General features: G+C 68.6%; 17 protein-coding genes. 7 read left to right on the forward strand and 10 right to left on the reverse strand.

Translation table 11 applies throughout. The features are described from left to right. Positions 1-5 precede the first annotated feature (5 nt). The 8 genes from BW991_RS12200 to BW991_RS12235 form a co-directional block, all read right to left on the reverse strand. Positions 6-230, reverse strand: a complete 225-nt coding sequence (locus tag BW991_RS12200; RefSeq protein ID WP_076602391.1) for a hypothetical protein — start codon at positions 228-230, stop codon at positions 6-8. Further along, positions 227-832: a formate dehydrogenase FDH3 subunit beta gene (gene fdh3B, locus BW991_RS12205; protein WP_076602392.1), complete on the reverse strand. Its 606-nt coding sequence runs from the start codon at positions 830-832 to the stop codon at positions 227-229. The genes BW991_RS12200 and fdh3B overlap by 4 nt, the downstream gene beginning before the upstream one ends. A gap of 16 nt (positions 833-848) precedes the next feature. Beyond that, the gene (locus BW991_RS12210; RefSeq protein ID WP_076602393.1) at positions 849-3,755 is read right to left on the reverse strand and encodes a molybdopterin-dependent oxidoreductase; all 2,907 of its coding nucleotides are present in this window, start codon (positions 3,753-3,755) and stop codon (positions 849-851) included. Between the two features lie 15 nt (positions 3,756-3,770). Continuing rightward, positions 3,771-3,977 carry a hypothetical protein gene (locus tag BW991_RS12215; protein WP_076602394.1) on the reverse strand — a complete coding sequence of 69 codons (207 nt, stop codon included), beginning with the start codon at positions 3,975-3,977 and terminating at the stop codon, positions 3,771-3,773. 52 nt (positions 3,978-4,029) lie between these two features. Then, complete coding sequence (locus BW991_RS12220) at positions 4,030-4,674, reverse strand: TorD/DmsD family molecular chaperone (protein WP_076602395.1); 645 nt, start codon at positions 4,672-4,674, stop codon at positions 4,030-4,032. Then, a complete protein-coding gene (locus tag BW991_RS12225) occupies positions 4,671-6,725 on the reverse strand; it encodes a 4Fe-4S binding protein (RefSeq protein WP_076602396.1) in 2,055 nt (684 codons plus the stop codon). The genes BW991_RS12220 and BW991_RS12225 overlap by 4 nt, the downstream gene beginning before the upstream one ends. Positions 6,726-6,890: 165 nt before the next feature. Next, entirely contained in the window at positions 6,891-7,454 is a 564-nt protein-coding gene (locus BW991_RS12230) for a DUF3306 domain-containing protein (protein WP_076602397.1), read from the reverse strand. Next, positions 7,451-7,918 carry a DUF3305 domain-containing protein gene (locus BW991_RS12235; protein ID WP_076602398.1) on the reverse strand — a complete coding sequence of 156 codons (468 nt, stop codon included), beginning with the start codon at positions 7,916-7,918 and terminating at the stop codon, positions 7,451-7,453. The genes BW991_RS12230 and BW991_RS12235 overlap by 4 nt, the downstream gene beginning before the upstream one ends. Before the next feature lie 117 nt (positions 7,919-8,035). On the opposite strand from BW991_RS12235, the gene BW991_RS12240 reads away from it, so the two are divergent. From BW991_RS12240 to BW991_RS12270, 7 genes are all read left to right on the forward strand, one after another. Then, a complete protein-coding gene (locus tag BW991_RS12240; RefSeq protein ID WP_076602399.1) occupies positions 8,036-8,872 on the forward strand; it encodes a formate dehydrogenase accessory sulfurtransferase FdhD in 837 nt (278 codons plus the stop codon). Next, positions 8,869-9,453, forward strand: a complete 585-nt coding sequence (mobA, locus tag BW991_RS12245) for a molybdenum cofactor guanylyltransferase MobA (protein WP_076602400.1) — start codon at positions 8,869-8,871, stop codon at positions 9,451-9,453. The genes BW991_RS12240 and mobA overlap by 4 nt, the downstream gene beginning before the upstream one ends. A gap of 148 nt (positions 9,454-9,601) precedes the next feature. Next, positions 9,602-10,525, forward strand: coding sequence for a helix-turn-helix transcriptional regulator (locus BW991_RS12250; RefSeq protein WP_076602401.1), 924 nt, complete (start codon positions 9,602-9,604; stop codon positions 10,523-10,525). 176 nt (positions 10,526-10,701) lie between these two features. Continuing rightward, the gene (locus BW991_RS12255; RefSeq protein ID WP_076602402.1) at positions 10,702-11,160 is read left to right on the forward strand and encodes a DUF2778 domain-containing protein; all 459 of its coding nucleotides are present in this window, start codon (positions 10,702-10,704) and stop codon (positions 11,158-11,160) included. Further along, positions 11,157-11,417, forward strand: coding sequence for a hypothetical protein (locus tag BW991_RS12260; protein ID WP_076602403.1), 261 nt, complete (start codon positions 11,157-11,159; stop codon positions 11,415-11,417). Before BW991_RS12255 ends, BW991_RS12260 begins: the two co-directional genes overlap by 4 nt. An 8-nt stretch (positions 11,418-11,425) precedes the next feature. Next, positions 11,426-11,680: a hypothetical protein gene (locus BW991_RS12265; protein WP_076602404.1), complete on the forward strand. Its 255-nt coding sequence runs from the start codon at positions 11,426-11,428 to the stop codon at positions 11,678-11,680. Between the two features lie 4 nt (positions 11,681-11,684). Then, positions 11,685-12,308 carry a LysE family translocator gene (locus BW991_RS12270; RefSeq protein ID WP_076602405.1) on the forward strand — a complete coding sequence of 208 codons (624 nt, stop codon included), beginning with the start codon at positions 11,685-11,687 and terminating at the stop codon, positions 12,306-12,308. Between the two features lie 18 nt (positions 12,309-12,326). Here BW991_RS12270 and mobB read toward each other — a convergent pair whose 3' ends face one another. Both mobB and BW991_RS12280 read right to left on the reverse strand, forming a co-directional pair. Then, on the reverse strand, positions 12,327-12,830 hold the full coding sequence (gene mobB, locus BW991_RS12275) for a molybdopterin-guanine dinucleotide biosynthesis protein B (protein WP_076602406.1): 504 nt from the start codon (positions 12,828-12,830) through the stop codon (positions 12,327-12,329). A gap of 34 nt (positions 12,831-12,864) precedes the next feature. Continuing rightward, positions 12,865-14,253 carry a sigma-54-dependent transcriptional regulator gene (locus BW991_RS12280; RefSeq protein ID WP_076602407.1) on the reverse strand — a complete coding sequence of 463 codons (1,389 nt, stop codon included), beginning with the start codon at positions 14,251-14,253 and terminating at the stop codon, positions 12,865-12,867. Between the last annotated feature and the right edge of the window lie 23 nt (positions 14,254-14,276).

Here is a 14,276-nt window from a genome sequence, read left to right on the forward strand (position 1 = left end):
CCTCCTCATTCGACACGCTTGTATTCGTTCTGCGCGCGGACGCGGTTGCGTTCGGCCTGCTCCCAGGCGCCCTTGTCGCCCTTGAACGTGCCGCCCTCCCACGGCCGGGTGTCGGCCTTGCCGGCATATCTGCCCTGTTCCAGCTTCCCGACCTGCGGCCGCTCGCCGCAGCCCGCGAGGAGGGTCGCCGCGCACACGGCGGCGATCACGTACGGAATGCGCGCTTTCATTTCGCCCCCTCCTTTTCCTTGCCGTAGGCGGTCATCCAGCCCCACGCCTCGACGCCCTTGCCGCGGCGCAGGACGCGGTCGCGGAAGATGTCGGAGATCTCGGTCGCATCGCCGCCGAGCAGCGCCTTGGTCGAGCACATCTCGGCGCACAGCGGCAGCTTGCCTTCGGCGAGGCGGTTGCGGCCGTACTTCTCGAGTTCGGCCTGCGAGCCGTTTTCCTCCGGGCCGCCGGCGCAGAAGGTGCATTTGTCCATCTTGCCGCGCGCACCGAAGGCCGCCGGACCGTTGGGGAACTGCGGCGCGCCGAAGGGACAGGCGTAGAAGCAGTAGCCGCAGCCGATGCAGCCGTCCTTGTCGTGCAGGACGACGCCTTCCTCGGTCTGGTAGATCACGTTGGTCGGGCACACCGCGATGCACGGCGCATCCGAGCAGTGCATGCAGGCGACCGACATCGAACGCTCGCCGGGCACCCCGTCGTTGATCGTGACGACGCGCCGGCGGTTCACGCCCCACGGCACCTCGTGCTCGTTCTTGCAGGCGGTGACGCAGCTGTTGCACTCGATGCAGCGCTCGGCGTCACACAGGAATTTCATGCGTGCCATTTGTTTGTCCCCTTGTTCAGGCCTTCGATACGCGGCACAGGGTGGTCTTGGTTTCCTGCATCATCGTCACCGAGTCGTAGCCGTAGGTCGTGGCGGTGTTGACCGCCTCGCCGCGCACGATCGGCGCCGCGCCTTCGGGGTAGAACTCGAGCATGTCCTTGCCCTGCCACCAGCCGGAGAAGTGGAAGGGCAGGAACACGGTGCCCGGCGCGACGCGCTGCGTGACCTGGGCGCGCACTTTCAGCTTGGCCTTGGTCGGCGACTCGACCCAGATGTAGTCGCCGTTGCGGAAGCCGGCGTCGTTGGCGTCCTTCGGATTGACCTCGGCGAACATCTCCTGCTGCAGCTCGGCGAGCCACGGGTTGGAGCGCGTTTCCTCACCGCCGCCCTCGTACTCGACGAGACGCCCCGAGGTCATGATCAGCGGATACTCCTTGGAGATGTCCTTGACCTTGTCCTGGAGCGACTTGTACAGCGTCGGCAGGCGCCAGAACTTCATCTTGTCGTCGTGCGTGGGGTACTTCTCGACCAGATCCGGACGCGGCGAATAGATCGGCTCGCGGTGCAGCGGCACCGGATCGGGGAAGTTCCACACCAGCGCGCGCGCCTTGGCGTTGCCGAAGGGGTGCATGCCGTGGTTCTTCATCGCGACGCGGATGATGCCGCCCGAGAGGTCGGTCTTCCAGTTCTTGCCTTCGGCGGCGGCCTTCTCGGCGTCGGTGAGCTCGTCCCACCAGCCGAGCTTCTTCAGCAGCACGTCGTCGAACTCGGGATAGCCCATCTGCAGCTCGGCACCCTTGGAGGCGGAGCCTTCCTCGGCGAGCAGCGACACGCCGTCGCGCTCGACGCCGAAGTTGGCGCGGAAGTTGCCGCCGCCTTCCATCACGTGCTTCGACGTGTCGTACAGGTTGGGCGTGCCGGGATGCTTGAGCTCGGGCGTGCCGTAGCACGGCCACGGCAGGCCGAAGTATTCGCCGTCGCACGGGCCGCCGTTGGCGCGCAGCGTCTTCACGTCGAAGGTCGCCATGTTCTGCATGTGCAGCTTCAGCCGCTCGGGCGACTGGCCGCTGTAGCCGATCGTGAAGGTGCCGCGGTTGATCTCGCGCAGGATGTCCTCGGGCACCGGCTCGTCCCAGCCCTGCTTGTCCTTCACCAGCGGGATGTTCTTCACCAGTTCGTCGGCGAAGCCGAACTTCTTCGCGAAGGCGTACATGATGGTGTGGTCGGGCTTGGACTCGAACAGCGGCTCGATGACCTTCTCGCGCCACTGCAGCGAGCGGTTCGACGCGGTGACCGAACCCGAGGTCTCGAACTGGGTGCACGCCGGCAGCAGATACACGCCGTCCTTCCTGACCATCGCCGCCATCGACGCGGTGGCCGACGGATAGGGGTCGATGACGACCAGCGTGTCGAGCTTCTTCATCGCCTCGACCATCTCGGCGCCGCGCGTCTGCGAGTTCGGCGCATGGCCCCAGTACACGACCGCGCGCAGGTTGCCGTTGGGCTGGTCGATGAGTTCCGGGTTCTCGAGCACGCCGTCGATCCAGCGCGACACGGTGATGCCCGACTTGGTCATCAAGTCTTCCGACTTGTAGCGCGCCTTGACCCACTCGTAGTCGACGCCCCACACCTTGCACCAGTGCTTCCACGAGCCCGCGGCGAGGCCGTAGTAGCCGGGCAGGGAGTCGGGGTTGGGGCCGACGTCGGTCGCGCCCTGCACGTTGTCGTGGCCGCGGAAGATGTTGGTGCCGCCGCCCGACACGCCGACGTTGCCGAGCACCAGCTGCAGGATGCACATCGCGCGCACGTTGGCGTTGCCGACGGTGTGCTGGGTCTGGCCCATGCACCACACGACGGTCGAGGGGCGGTTCTTGGCCAGCGTCTCGGCGACCGTACGCACCTGCTCCTCGGGGATGCCGGTGACTTCCTGCACCTTGTCCGGGGTCCACTTCGCGACTTCCTCGCGCACCTTGTCGAGGCCGTACACGCGCTGGCGGATGTATTCCTTGTCTTCCCAGCCGTTCTGGAAGATGTGGTACAGCATGCCCCAGATGAAGGGGATATCGGTGCCCGAGCGGATGCGCACGTAGTAATCGGCCTTCGCCGCGGTACGCGTGAAGCGCGGGTCGACGACGACCATCTTCGACCCGTTCTCCTTGGCGTGCAGGATGTGCAGCAGCGACACCGGATGCGCCTCGGCGGCGTTGGAGCCGATGAACAGCATCGCCTTCGCGTTCTGCATGTCGTTGTAGGAGTTCGTCATCGCGCCGTAACCCCAGGTGTTGGCGACGCCGGCGACGGTGGTCGAATGGCAGATGCGCGCCTGGTGGTCCATGTTGTTCGTGCCGAAGAAGGACACGAACTTGCGCAGCAGATAGGCCTGCTCGTTGCTGTGCTTCGACGAGCCGATCCAGTACACCGCGTCGGGGCCGGACTCCTCACGGATCTTCAGCAGGCGGTCGCCCACTTCCTGGATCGCCTGGTCCCACGTGATCTTCTGGTACTTGCCGTCGACGAGCTTCATCGGGTACTTCAGGCGGTGCTCGCCGTGGCCGTGCTCGCGGATCGACGCTCCCTTGGCGCAGTGCGCGCCGAGGTTGATCGGCGAGTCGAACACCGGCTCCTGGCGGATCCACACGCCGTTCTTGACCACCGCGTCGATCGCGCAGCCGACCGAGCAGTGGCTGCACACGGTGCGGCGCACGGTCGTGTCGCCGGGCGCGCCCGCCGCTTCGGGGCTCGCCGCATCGGCGCTGCCGATCAGGTGGTAGGGCAGCTGCGCCGCCAGCGCGCCGGCGCCCACGCCGAGGCCCGAGCGCTTGAGGAAGGTGCGCCGGTCCATGGTCTGGCCGAAGTGCCGCGCCGCCGAGCTGCGCAGCTGACGGGCCGCGCCCGTCGCCTGGGTGGATTTCCTCGTAAGCATCGCCTGTCCCCCCGCCTAGATGCGCGCAGTGCGGTAGTAGTTGCGCGCGTGCTCGCTGACGCCGCGTTCCGCCCCGGTTTCGCCCGCCGCCTGCGCGAGCGGGGCGGCGACCGCGGCCGGCTTGCCGGCAACGGTCGCGACGGCCGCCGCGGCCGCGGCGCCGCCGGCGCCGAGGGTCAGCAGGAAATGACGGCGCTGCAGGCCGGATTTCTTGTCTTCCATGGTCCTTCTCCCGTATCGGATCGCGTGGCCGGTCCCGCGGACCGGGAGCGACCTACTCCATTGCGAAAGCTTCGCTCTCGATGTCGAAAAACGCCCGCATCAGCGCACCGGCGCGGGCATAGAACCGTGCCTGCGGCGCCGCGGCGAGCGCGTCGGCGAGGCGCGCGTACCAGGGCTGCAGGTGACGGATGAAAAAGCGGCGCTGCCGCGCGAGGCCGGCCTCGTCGGGGCCGGTGAGCACGAGGTGGCGCATGACCTCGGCGAGCGCGGCGATGTGGTCCTCGGTCTCGGCGACGCCGGGACGGCGCGCGAGGCCCAGTTCGGCGAGGTCGTCGCGCAGCTCGGCGAGTGGCTCCTCCATCAGGAAGCCCGCGAGGTAGAAGGACCCGAAGAGCATCACGTCGGGCCGGCCGATGCCGTAGAACAGGGTGTCGTATTCGTCATGCACGGCGGCCGCTTCGCTGCCCGCGGCGATCTCGCCGAGCACCGCCCAGGCGGCCGCGAACGGCGTGTCGCCGCTGCCGAGCACCCGCGCCGAGGCCTCCAGCGCGGCGAGCAGCGGCGCCTCCGGCGCGGCGAAGAACAGGTTGCCCAGCAGCGCGTAGTGGTGCGCACGCGCGCGGTCCTCGTCGGTGAGCACCGGCCCGTCGCCGGGCGTCGGGTGCTGCGGCTGGAAAATCGTGGCAGGGGCGTTCATTCGGTCATGTCCCAGGCTTTGGTGCCGTTCTCGTTTTCCATCAGGTCGATCACGCGGCAATCGGCGCACATCTGCAGGCGCCGGCGCTGCGCCTCGCTCGCGAACATCGAGTGGCCGGCCAGGCGCGCAAGCATCGTGTCGATGATCGGCTTCGCGCCCATCGCCGCGCCGCAGCGCACGCAATGGAAGATCTCGGCTTCCTTCAACGGCACCACGCGGCGCGCCGCGTCGTCGAGCAGCAGGCGCGGCGTGAGCGCGATGGCGTTCTCGGGACAGGAGCTCGCGCACAGTCCGCACTGCACGCAGCTCTTCTCGAGAAAGCCGAGGCGCATCGCGTCCGTCGCGGCGCTGAGCGCCCCGGTCGGACAGACGCCGACGCAGGACATGCACAGCGTGCAGGCATCGCTGACGGCGACGGCGCCGAAGGGGGCGCCGGCCTGCAGCGGAATCTCGGCGACCGGCACCGGTGCCAGCGCGTGCAGGTGGCGCAGCGCGAAGTCCAGCGTGTCGCGCTTGCGCGCCACGAGGCGGAAAGTCGCCGGGCGGCTCACGCCCTGCGCGGGCGTCCAGTCCCACAGCGCGGCTTCGAGTTCGGACCAGTCGCCGGCATCGATCACGCGGACGTGCGCGCCGCCATAACCGAGACCCGCGAGGATCGTCTGCGCATGCGCGGCCTGCGCGCGCAGCGGCGTCGCGTCGTGCGTGCCGGCCGCGAGCACGGCGACCTGGCAGGCGCCGAGCGCGAGGCTGCCGAGCATCAGGTCGAGGCCCACCGCATCGGCGCTCCAGGTCTCGAACGGGATCACGCGCGCCGGCAGACCCTTGCCGCGGCGCGCGAGCCGGTCGATCAGCGCGCGGCCGGCCTCGGCGGAATGGAACAGCAGCGCGGGCGCCTCGCCGCCGGCTTCGCGATAACGCGCCAGCACCGTCTTCACGCGCAGACCGAGGTCCTCGACGCGCGGATACTGCGACGCGAGCGCGCCCGTCGGACACACCGTCGAACAGGTGCCACAGCCCTGGCACAGGTAAGGATCGACGCGCACCGTGTCGCCCGCCGACGCGATCGCCTCCGCCGCACAGGACTCGATGCACGCCGTGCAGCCGGTCTTGCGCGAGCGGCTGTGCGCGCACAGCTTGGGGTCGAGCGCGACGTAGCGCGGCTTCTCGAATTCGCCCATGAGATCGCCCAGCGCCTGCGCCGCGAGCGCCTGGTCGAGCGGGTCGCGCCCCGGCGCGGCGTAGCCCTGCGGCGGCTCGACGCGCTTGATGAGCGGTTCGGCCGAGAGGTCCAGCACGAGGTCGAAGCGTCCTTCGCGGCGCGTGTCGGTGCGCGCAAAATCGATCGCGCCGACCGTGCCGCAGGCCGTCACGCACGCCCGGTGCGAGCGGCAGCGCGCAGCGTCGACCTGGTAGTCCCAGCCGATCGCGCCCTCGGGACAGGCGCGGATACAGGCGTTGCAGCGCACGCACAGATCGAGGTCGATGGGGTTCTGCTGCGTCCACGCGGCGTCGAAGGCGCCGAGGTGGCCGGTGAGCGTCACGCCCGCGCCGGACCACACCGGGTAGCGCCGTTCGGTCGGCAGTTCGGCATCGCGGCTCATGCCGGTGAGCAGCACGGACACGTCGAAGCGTGCCGTCAGCCGCTCGGCCCAGCCCAGCGCCGCGCCCGCCTCGCCGACGATCAGCAGCTGATTGCCCGCCGCGAGCGTCACGCCCGCGACCGGTTCCGGCTCGGGCAGCATCGCCGCGGCGATCAGCGCCGCCATCTTGGGCGTCGCGCCCCGGCCTTCGGCGGACCAGCCGGCGTTCTCGCGCAGGTTGAAGAAGTCGATGCGCGCCGTCGGCCGCTCCGCCGCCACCTCGGCGAACAGCGCAGCCTCCTGCGTACAGCCGACGAGCACGTCGCCGCACGCGAGCGCAGACTCGAACTCGCCGATCTCCCGTCGGCACAGTTCGTGATGGACTTTGAGCGGCACCGTGCCCGCCGCGAGGGCTTTTTCATCGACCGCGAAACTGCGGTTGCAGTCGCACAGCCTGAGCTGTCTCTCCACTTTGGATGGTCTGCCTGCCTGATTGAGGTGCAGCAGGCCAAGCAGAGGACGTACCAAGGGAACGGCAATAAAACGGAGCAGGAATCGCCGATTTACCGCAGCGTAGCGCCCCGAATCGGGTCAGTCGGGACTAAAAGTCGCAGCGTCCCCAAAATGTCGCATTTGTTACGCCTTATCGGCGGCCGCGGCGTCACCGCTACCGGCCGGCATCGGCGCTTCGCCGTGCCCGCTTCCCTGCGCCGCTCCGGCGGGCGGCTCGCCGGGTGCCCCCTCCGCCGCCCGCTTTGCTGCAGGCGCCGGCGCATCGGGAGCCGCAGCTTCGGCTTCCTCGTCCTTGAGCAGCGTCTCGAACTGGCGCAGGCGCTGCAGCATGTCGGCCGGGATCGGGTCGCTGCCCGAGTAATCGTCGATGTAGATATCGAGCTTGTCCATGCGCTCGAAATGGAAGTGCGGGTCGCTGAAGAGCTTGCGCAGCGCCGCGCGGCGCAGCGACTCGCTGACCTCCTCCTTCATGAAGGCGCTGAAGTCCGCCGTGAGGTCCAGGCTGTCGATGGGCGGCAGCGCGGCTTCCGCGTGCGACACCGGGGACCCGGTTTCAGCCGGCGGCCCCGCAACGGGAGCGGGGACATCTTGCTCGGCCGGGGCCGCCGGCACCACCGGGGCCACGGGCTCGGTCGAGGCAGCGTCGCCGCGCTTCAGCCGCGACCAGCGTTCGAGGAAACGGCTCATCCCTGCTCCCGGTCCTGCGCCAGCGGGTCGTTGCGGCGGATCTTCTTGCGCGGTGCCGGCTTGTAGTGCAGGTTCACGAACGCACCGACCCAGTCGGCGATCTCGCGCGGCATCGCGACGCCGTCGACCTGCTCGCCCGAGTCGAGCAGGCGCGCCGCCTCGCCGTAGCTCACGGTGGCGACGAGCGGCTTGGCGACGCCGTCCTCCTTGCGCCACATCACGAACACCTTGGGCACCGGCGAGCTCAGGTTGAGGAAGTAGTTGTCCGCCTCGTCGCGGAACAGCTCCAGCGCGAAACCGCCGACGAGGTACTGGTCGCGGTCGGTCTCGGCCACCAGCTGACGCGTCGCCGCAGGGTTGTCACCGAAGGCCGGCACGACGCCGACGGCCTCCCAGGCCTCGTCCGCCCAGCGGCTCTGCAGGCGGCGGCGCTCCATGATGACGGCAACGGGAAAGTGGTCCATGCGGCGAACTCCGGGTGACTCGGTCTCTCATAGGATAGGCGATGCGGCCGCGGCGGGCGAACCTCGCGACCGGCGCCTGCGGCTAGAATGGTGCCTCGAACCTACCCGTCCATCTCCATGCCCCCAGCCCCCGACACGCCGCGCCGTCCGCTGCTGAGCCACGCGAGCCACCCGCTGACGGTGACGATCCCGGCCGTCGACGAAAACGGCGAACACGTGCCGACGCAGATCGCCGGCGAATTCCCGCTGACGATCTACGTCGACCGCCGCGAGATCGTCACGCTGATGACCCTGGGCGCCGCGCCCGAGGCGCTGACGATCGGCTGGCTGCGCAACCAGCGCCTGGTCGCGAGCCTCGACGACATCGAGGCGGTGCAGGTCGACTGGGAGGTCAATGCCGTCGCGGTGAAGACGCGCAACGGCCTGGTGGACGCCGACGAGCGCCTCGGCAGCCGCACCGTCACCACCGGCTGCGGCCAGGGCACGGTGTTCGGCGGGCTGATGGACGAGATCGACGCGATCCGCCTGCCGGCCGACCGCACACTCACGCAGGCGACGCTGTACGCGCTGATGGACGCGGTGCGCCACCACGAATCGATCTACAAGCAGGCCGGCGCCGTGCACGGCTGCGCGCTCGCGCGGCCCGCGGCAGACGGTTGCGAGATCCTGATGTTCGTAGAAGACGTCGGCCGCCACAACGCCGTCGATGCGATCGCCGGGCAGATGTGGCTGGACGGACTCGACGGCGGCGACAAGATCTTCTACACCACCGGCCGGCTCACCTCCGAGATGGTCATCAAGACCGCGCAGATGGGGATCCCCTTCCTCGTCTCGCGCTCCGGCCTGACGCAGATGGGCTGGGACATCGCGCGCAAGATCGGCCTCACGATGATCGGCCGCGCGCAGGGCAAGCACTACCTTCTATTCACCGGCGAGGAGCGATTCACGCGATGAGCACGCGCGAAAAAATCACCGGCGTCATCCTCGCCGGCGGGCAGGGGCGGCGCATGGGCAGCGTCGACAAGGGTCTGGTCGAGCTGCGCGGGCGGCCGATGGCCGAATGGGTGATCGAGCGCTTCGGCCCCCAGGTCGACGAGCTGATCATCAACGCCAACCAGAACGCCGAACGCTATGCCGCCTTCGGCTACCCTGTCTTCCCCGACGACATCGGCGGCTTCGCCGGCCCACTCGCCGGGCTGCATGCAGCGCTCGCGCGGGCGCAGCATCCGTTGGTCGCGACGGCGCCCTGCGATTCGCCCTTCCTGCCGGCGGATCTCGTCGAACGTCTGTATCGCGGCCTCACGCAGGCCGACGCCGAGCTCGCCGTCGCGCGCACCTTCGACCAGCCCCACCCGGTGTTCTGCCTGTGCCGGCGCGACGTGCTGGCGCACCTCGACGAATTCCTCGCCGGCGGCGGACGCAAGATCGACTTCTGGTACGCGACGCTGAAGGTCGTCGAAGTGCAGTTCGACGACGAGGAAGACGCGTTCCGCAACATCAACACCCGCGACGAGCTCGACGACGTCGGACGATGAGCGTCCCCGCCCGGCCGCCCGAAGGGGGCGCTCCTCCTTCCTCGGGGAGGGTGAAGCAGGGGTTTCGCGGAGCTCTGCTCCGCGCCTGCGAAACGGGTCAGCTGTGCAAAGCTGATCCTCCGCCGCGCAGCGACAGGAGGGTAGTTCAATGAGCGCGCACGAGTCGCCAGTCGTCGAACACCTTGCGCCGCAGAGCCCCTGCCTCACCGCGAAGCAGGCGGCGGCCTATCTGCACCTCAACGAGAAGAAGCTCTACGAGCTCGCCAACAGCGGAGAAGTCCCGGCCGCGCGCGTCGGCGGCAAGTGGCTCTTTCCGCGGCGGCTCCTTGACGACTGGCTGCTCGAACAGGCGCACGGCGGCGTGCTCGCCGACCGGCTGCTGATCGCCGGCGGCGACGACCCACTGCTCGCCGCGGCGGTGCGCGCACTGGCCGCCGAACTCGGCGCCGAAGCCTTCGTCGCCTACAGCCCGACTGCGACCCTGCCCGGCCTCGAACAGCTCGCGCGCCGCCGCGCCGACATCTCCGTCGTGCACTGGGGCGACGCGCAGCACAGCGCTGCCCTGCACGCCACGCTGCTGCGCGCCCACCCCGGCCACGCCCGCTGGACGCTGGTACGCATCGGCCAGCGCGAGCAGGGCGTGCTGCTGCGTCCCGGCCTCGGCATCGACCAGCTCGAGACGCTCGCCGCCTTCGACGTCCGCTGGGCGATGCGCGAAGCCGGTTCCGGCGCCGCGCACTTCCTCGCCTCGGCGCTCAAGGCGCGCGGCCTGCGCCCGCAAGACTGCAGCGCCGTCGCGACGGTCGCCGGCGAGCGCGAAGCCGCGGCACTCCTCGTGCGCGACGCCGCCGACTGCACCCCCGGCACGCGCGCGACCGCGAGCGAATTCGGCCTCGACTTCCTGCCGCTGGGCTGGGAAGCGCTGGACCTCGCGCTGCCGAAGGAAATCTACTTCCGCCACCTCTTCCAGCGCCTGCTCGCGCGCCTCGGCAGCGCCGAGATGCGCGAACTCGCCGCCCAACTGGGCGGCTACGAACTTACGGCGCTGGGACGGGTGCTGGCTGCGTCCTGATCGTCACGGCTTCCATCCCGTTCCGGCCAAGCGGAATCCGCATGGAGAGCGCGTGCATGCACCGCCAGTTTATCTTAATATCATTATTTCAAAGGCATTGACACGTACGACCGGAGAAGCTGCACATCACGCCGGAATCGACGTACGCGACACCCGCTCCTGCAGGAATCTCAACGATGCGACTGTGCAGTTTCGAGTTGAACGACAATCCGATGAGCGCCTTCTGCCTTGGGGGATTGTCGTTTGACGCGTTTTCCGGATCAGCCCCTCACGTCAATCGCCGGGAGTCGGCGTGCCTTGCGAATGCAGGGCCCATCCCCCCTGGAACCTATTACATCGTGGATCGGGAAGCCGGCGGCGTGCTCGGCACGCTTTGGAGTCGCATCAAGGGGCGTACCGATTGGTTTGCGCTCTATGCGGACGACACCCGAATCGATGACGTGACATACTGCAACGAGGTCGAGCGCGGAAACTTTCGGCTTCACCCCAAGGGACCGTACCGTATAAGCAAGGGTTGCATCGTCAGCGACAGGCCCGACGAATTCCATCACCTGCGCAACCTACTGCGAAGCCTGAAGCCGGTACCCGTTCGTGGCGGAGCCCTCAATGCCTACGCCAAGCTGGTCGTACGATGAAAAGACTTTCGTACGCCGTCTCTTGTCTCACGGCCTGGCTCGCCATTTCCGCACTGATTTCTCGCGCGTGGGTTACAAACCCGGAGATCTTTCCGTCCTTGCCCATGGCCCTGTGGCAATGGGCTGACTCGCATTATCAGGCCGCCAATGCTGAAGAGATCGGCGATCTCGAATTCATCGTTACCTTCACGATCTCATCTGCAGCCGTCCTTCTCGCGTGGATCGGCACATATTGGGTGTGGCGAGGAAAGCGCTGAATCCATCCATGGCGAACCGCTTCGACGCCTGGCTGACCCTCGGATTGGGCATTGCGTCACTCGCGTTCGTCGGATGGGTGAACGTCGATGCCCTCATCGAGGCATTCGGCGACGGCCCGCCCTATTACGGGCGTACGACGAACATGGACAAGTGGGAGAGTCCCCTGCCGATCCTGGCCATGATCGACCTCGTTGTCCTCGTCCTCGTGATCCCCGCCGTGCGCGGGTCGATCAAGTCACTCGTTGAATGCCTGGGTCGATAGCGCCATGTCCGCTGCGCTCGCCACGATCTGGATCCTGCACCTCATCGCCACGCTGACGCCGGGCGCGAACACCGTGCTCGTGATGCAGGTCGCGGCCGGCGGCATGCGCGGTGCCGCGGCGCGCGCGGCCGCGGGCATCGCCACGGGATCTGTCGTCTGGGCGGCCCTCGCGGTATCCGGTGTCGGCGCCCTGTTGGACGCGTTTCCGCACGCCCGCGCGGCGATGCAGGCGGCGGGGGGCGTCTATCTGACGTGGCTGGGCGCGAAGTTCTGCCTGTCCGCCCGCGCGCGCGCGGCGCCGGATTGCGGCATCGGCCGGCACGAGCGCGCATTTCGCGTCGGCTTGCTGACCAATCTCACGAACCCGAAAGCCGTTGTGTTCTTCGGCAGCATTTTTGCGGCGGCGTTTCCCGCCGATCCGCCCCATTGGCTGGCCGGCGCAGCGGTCCTGATCGTCCTGCTGAACGCGATGAGCTGGTACGGGCTGGTCGCCTACCTGTTCTCACGCGGCCCGGTGCGGACTTGGTACGCCACGCACTGCCACCGCCTGTCCGCGGCGGTCGGCGTGATCCTGGGCGGAACGGGCTTGAAGCTGATCCAGCAAGCCTGCAGCGAGATCCGGCCCTGATCGGCCGCCCCCCCGTGACTAGGCCCGAGCCATCCTGAACATGTAATCCACGACGAAATCGGCGACCGCCTGCGGGTCGTTGATGTCGAGCTGCGGCAGCGCGGTGTCGAGTTCGACGTCGGTCGCAACCGCGACGATGTGCGGATCCTGCAGGTAGAACGGCGCCTCGCGCACTGCGGTGCGACGCACCTCGATCTTCGGGATCGACGCGTACTTGAAGCCCTCGACCAGCACGAGGTCGCAGGGCGAGAGTTTCTGCAGCAGCTCGTCCAGCGGCAGCTCGGGGTCGCCGCGCAGCTCGTGCATCAGCGACCAGCGCCGCCCCGAGCTGACCAGCACCTCGCGGCAGCCGGCGTTGCGGTGGCGCCACGAGTCCTTGCCCTCGTGGTCGATGTCGAACGTATGGTGCGCGTGCTTGATCAGCGACACGTCGAGGCCGCGCCCGCACAGCACCGCGACGACCTTCTCGATCAGCGAAGTCTTGCCGCTGCCGGACCAGCCGGCGAATCCGATCACTTTCAATGCTCTGTCCTGTCTCACGGGCGTCGGCGCGCGCTCACGCGACCGACTCGCCCCACTCCGCGCACTTGCGCTCCAGCGTCTTGCGCGACACCCCCAGCCGCCGCGCGGCCTCCGACTTGTTGCCGCCACAGGCATCCAGCATGCGCAGGATGTGGCGCTTCTCGACCTCGTCGAGCGGCAGGTCCATGCCGCCCGCGAGCACGTCCCCGCGTGCCCCCAGCGCCTCCACCGGGAAGCCGCCGAGGATCAGCGAGCGCTCGATGAAGTTGCGCAGCTCGCGCACGTTGCCCGGCCAGCCGTACGCCTCGAGGCGCGCGAACAGCGCGTTCGACAAGGCGAGCGGCGCGACCCCCAGCTGCACCGTCAGGAGCTGCATGAAATGCCGCACCAGATCCGGGATGTCCTCGGCGCGTTCGCGCAGCGGCGGGATCACGATCTCGACCACCGCGAGGCGGAAATACAGGTCCTGGCGGAAGCGCCCCGCGGCCACCTCGGCGGCGAGATCGCGGTTCGAGGCGGCGATGATGCGCACATCCACCGGTACCTCGCGTTCCGAACCGACCGGCCGCAGCTTGCGCTCCTCCAGCACGCGCAGCAGGCGCGTCTGCAGCGCGAGCGGCAATTCGCTGATCTCGTCGAGGAACAGCGTGCCGCCGTGAGCATAATAGAACAGCCCGTTGCGCGTCTCGGTCGCGCCGGTGAAGGCGCCCTTCACGTGACCGAAGAGTTCGCTCTCGATCAGCCCGGCCGCGATCGCCGGGCAATTCACCGGCACGAAGGGGCGCTGCGCGCGCGGGCTCATGCGATGCAGCGCGCGCGCGGCGACTTCCTTGCCGGTGCCCGATTCGCCGAGCAGCAGCACCGTGCTGGGCATCTGCGCGACACGGCGCAGCACCGTGCGCAGCTCTTCCATCGCCGCCGAATGCCCGACCAGACCTTCGACGTCCGCCGACAGGCCCGCGAGCTCGCGCCGCAGGATGAAGTTCTCGCGCGCGAGGTGGGCGCGCTGGAAGCAGTTCTTGATCGAGTTGAGGATCTGGTCGACGCGGAAGGGCTTGAGGATGAAGTCCGACGCGCCGCCGCGCAGCGCATTGATCGCGGTATCGAGGTCGGCGAAGGCGGTGATCAGGATCACGTCGCCGGCGAAACCCGACTCGCGCAGTTCGTGCAGCCAGTCGAGGCCGGACTTGCCTGGCAGCGCGATGTCGAGGATCAGCAGGTCGAAGTGCAGCCGCGCCATCAGGCGCATCGCATGCTCTGCGTCCGGCGCCGTCTCGACCAGCCCGCAGCGCGGCTTGAGCGCGCGCTCGAGAAAGCTGCGCATGCCCTCTTCGTCATCGACGATGAGGACCGAATGCGCCTGCCAGTTGAACTCGGGAGTGCCGGCGGGGCCGGCGGCTCCCCCCTCGCGCTCGTGCTGCATCGCTGTCCTTTTCATGTGTCGCC

The sequence above is a fragment of the Aromatoleum tolulyticum genome (assembly GCF_900156155.1).
Classification (GTDB): domain Bacteria; phylum Pseudomonadota; class Gammaproteobacteria; order Burkholderiales; family Rhodocyclaceae; genus Aromatoleum; species Aromatoleum tolulyticum.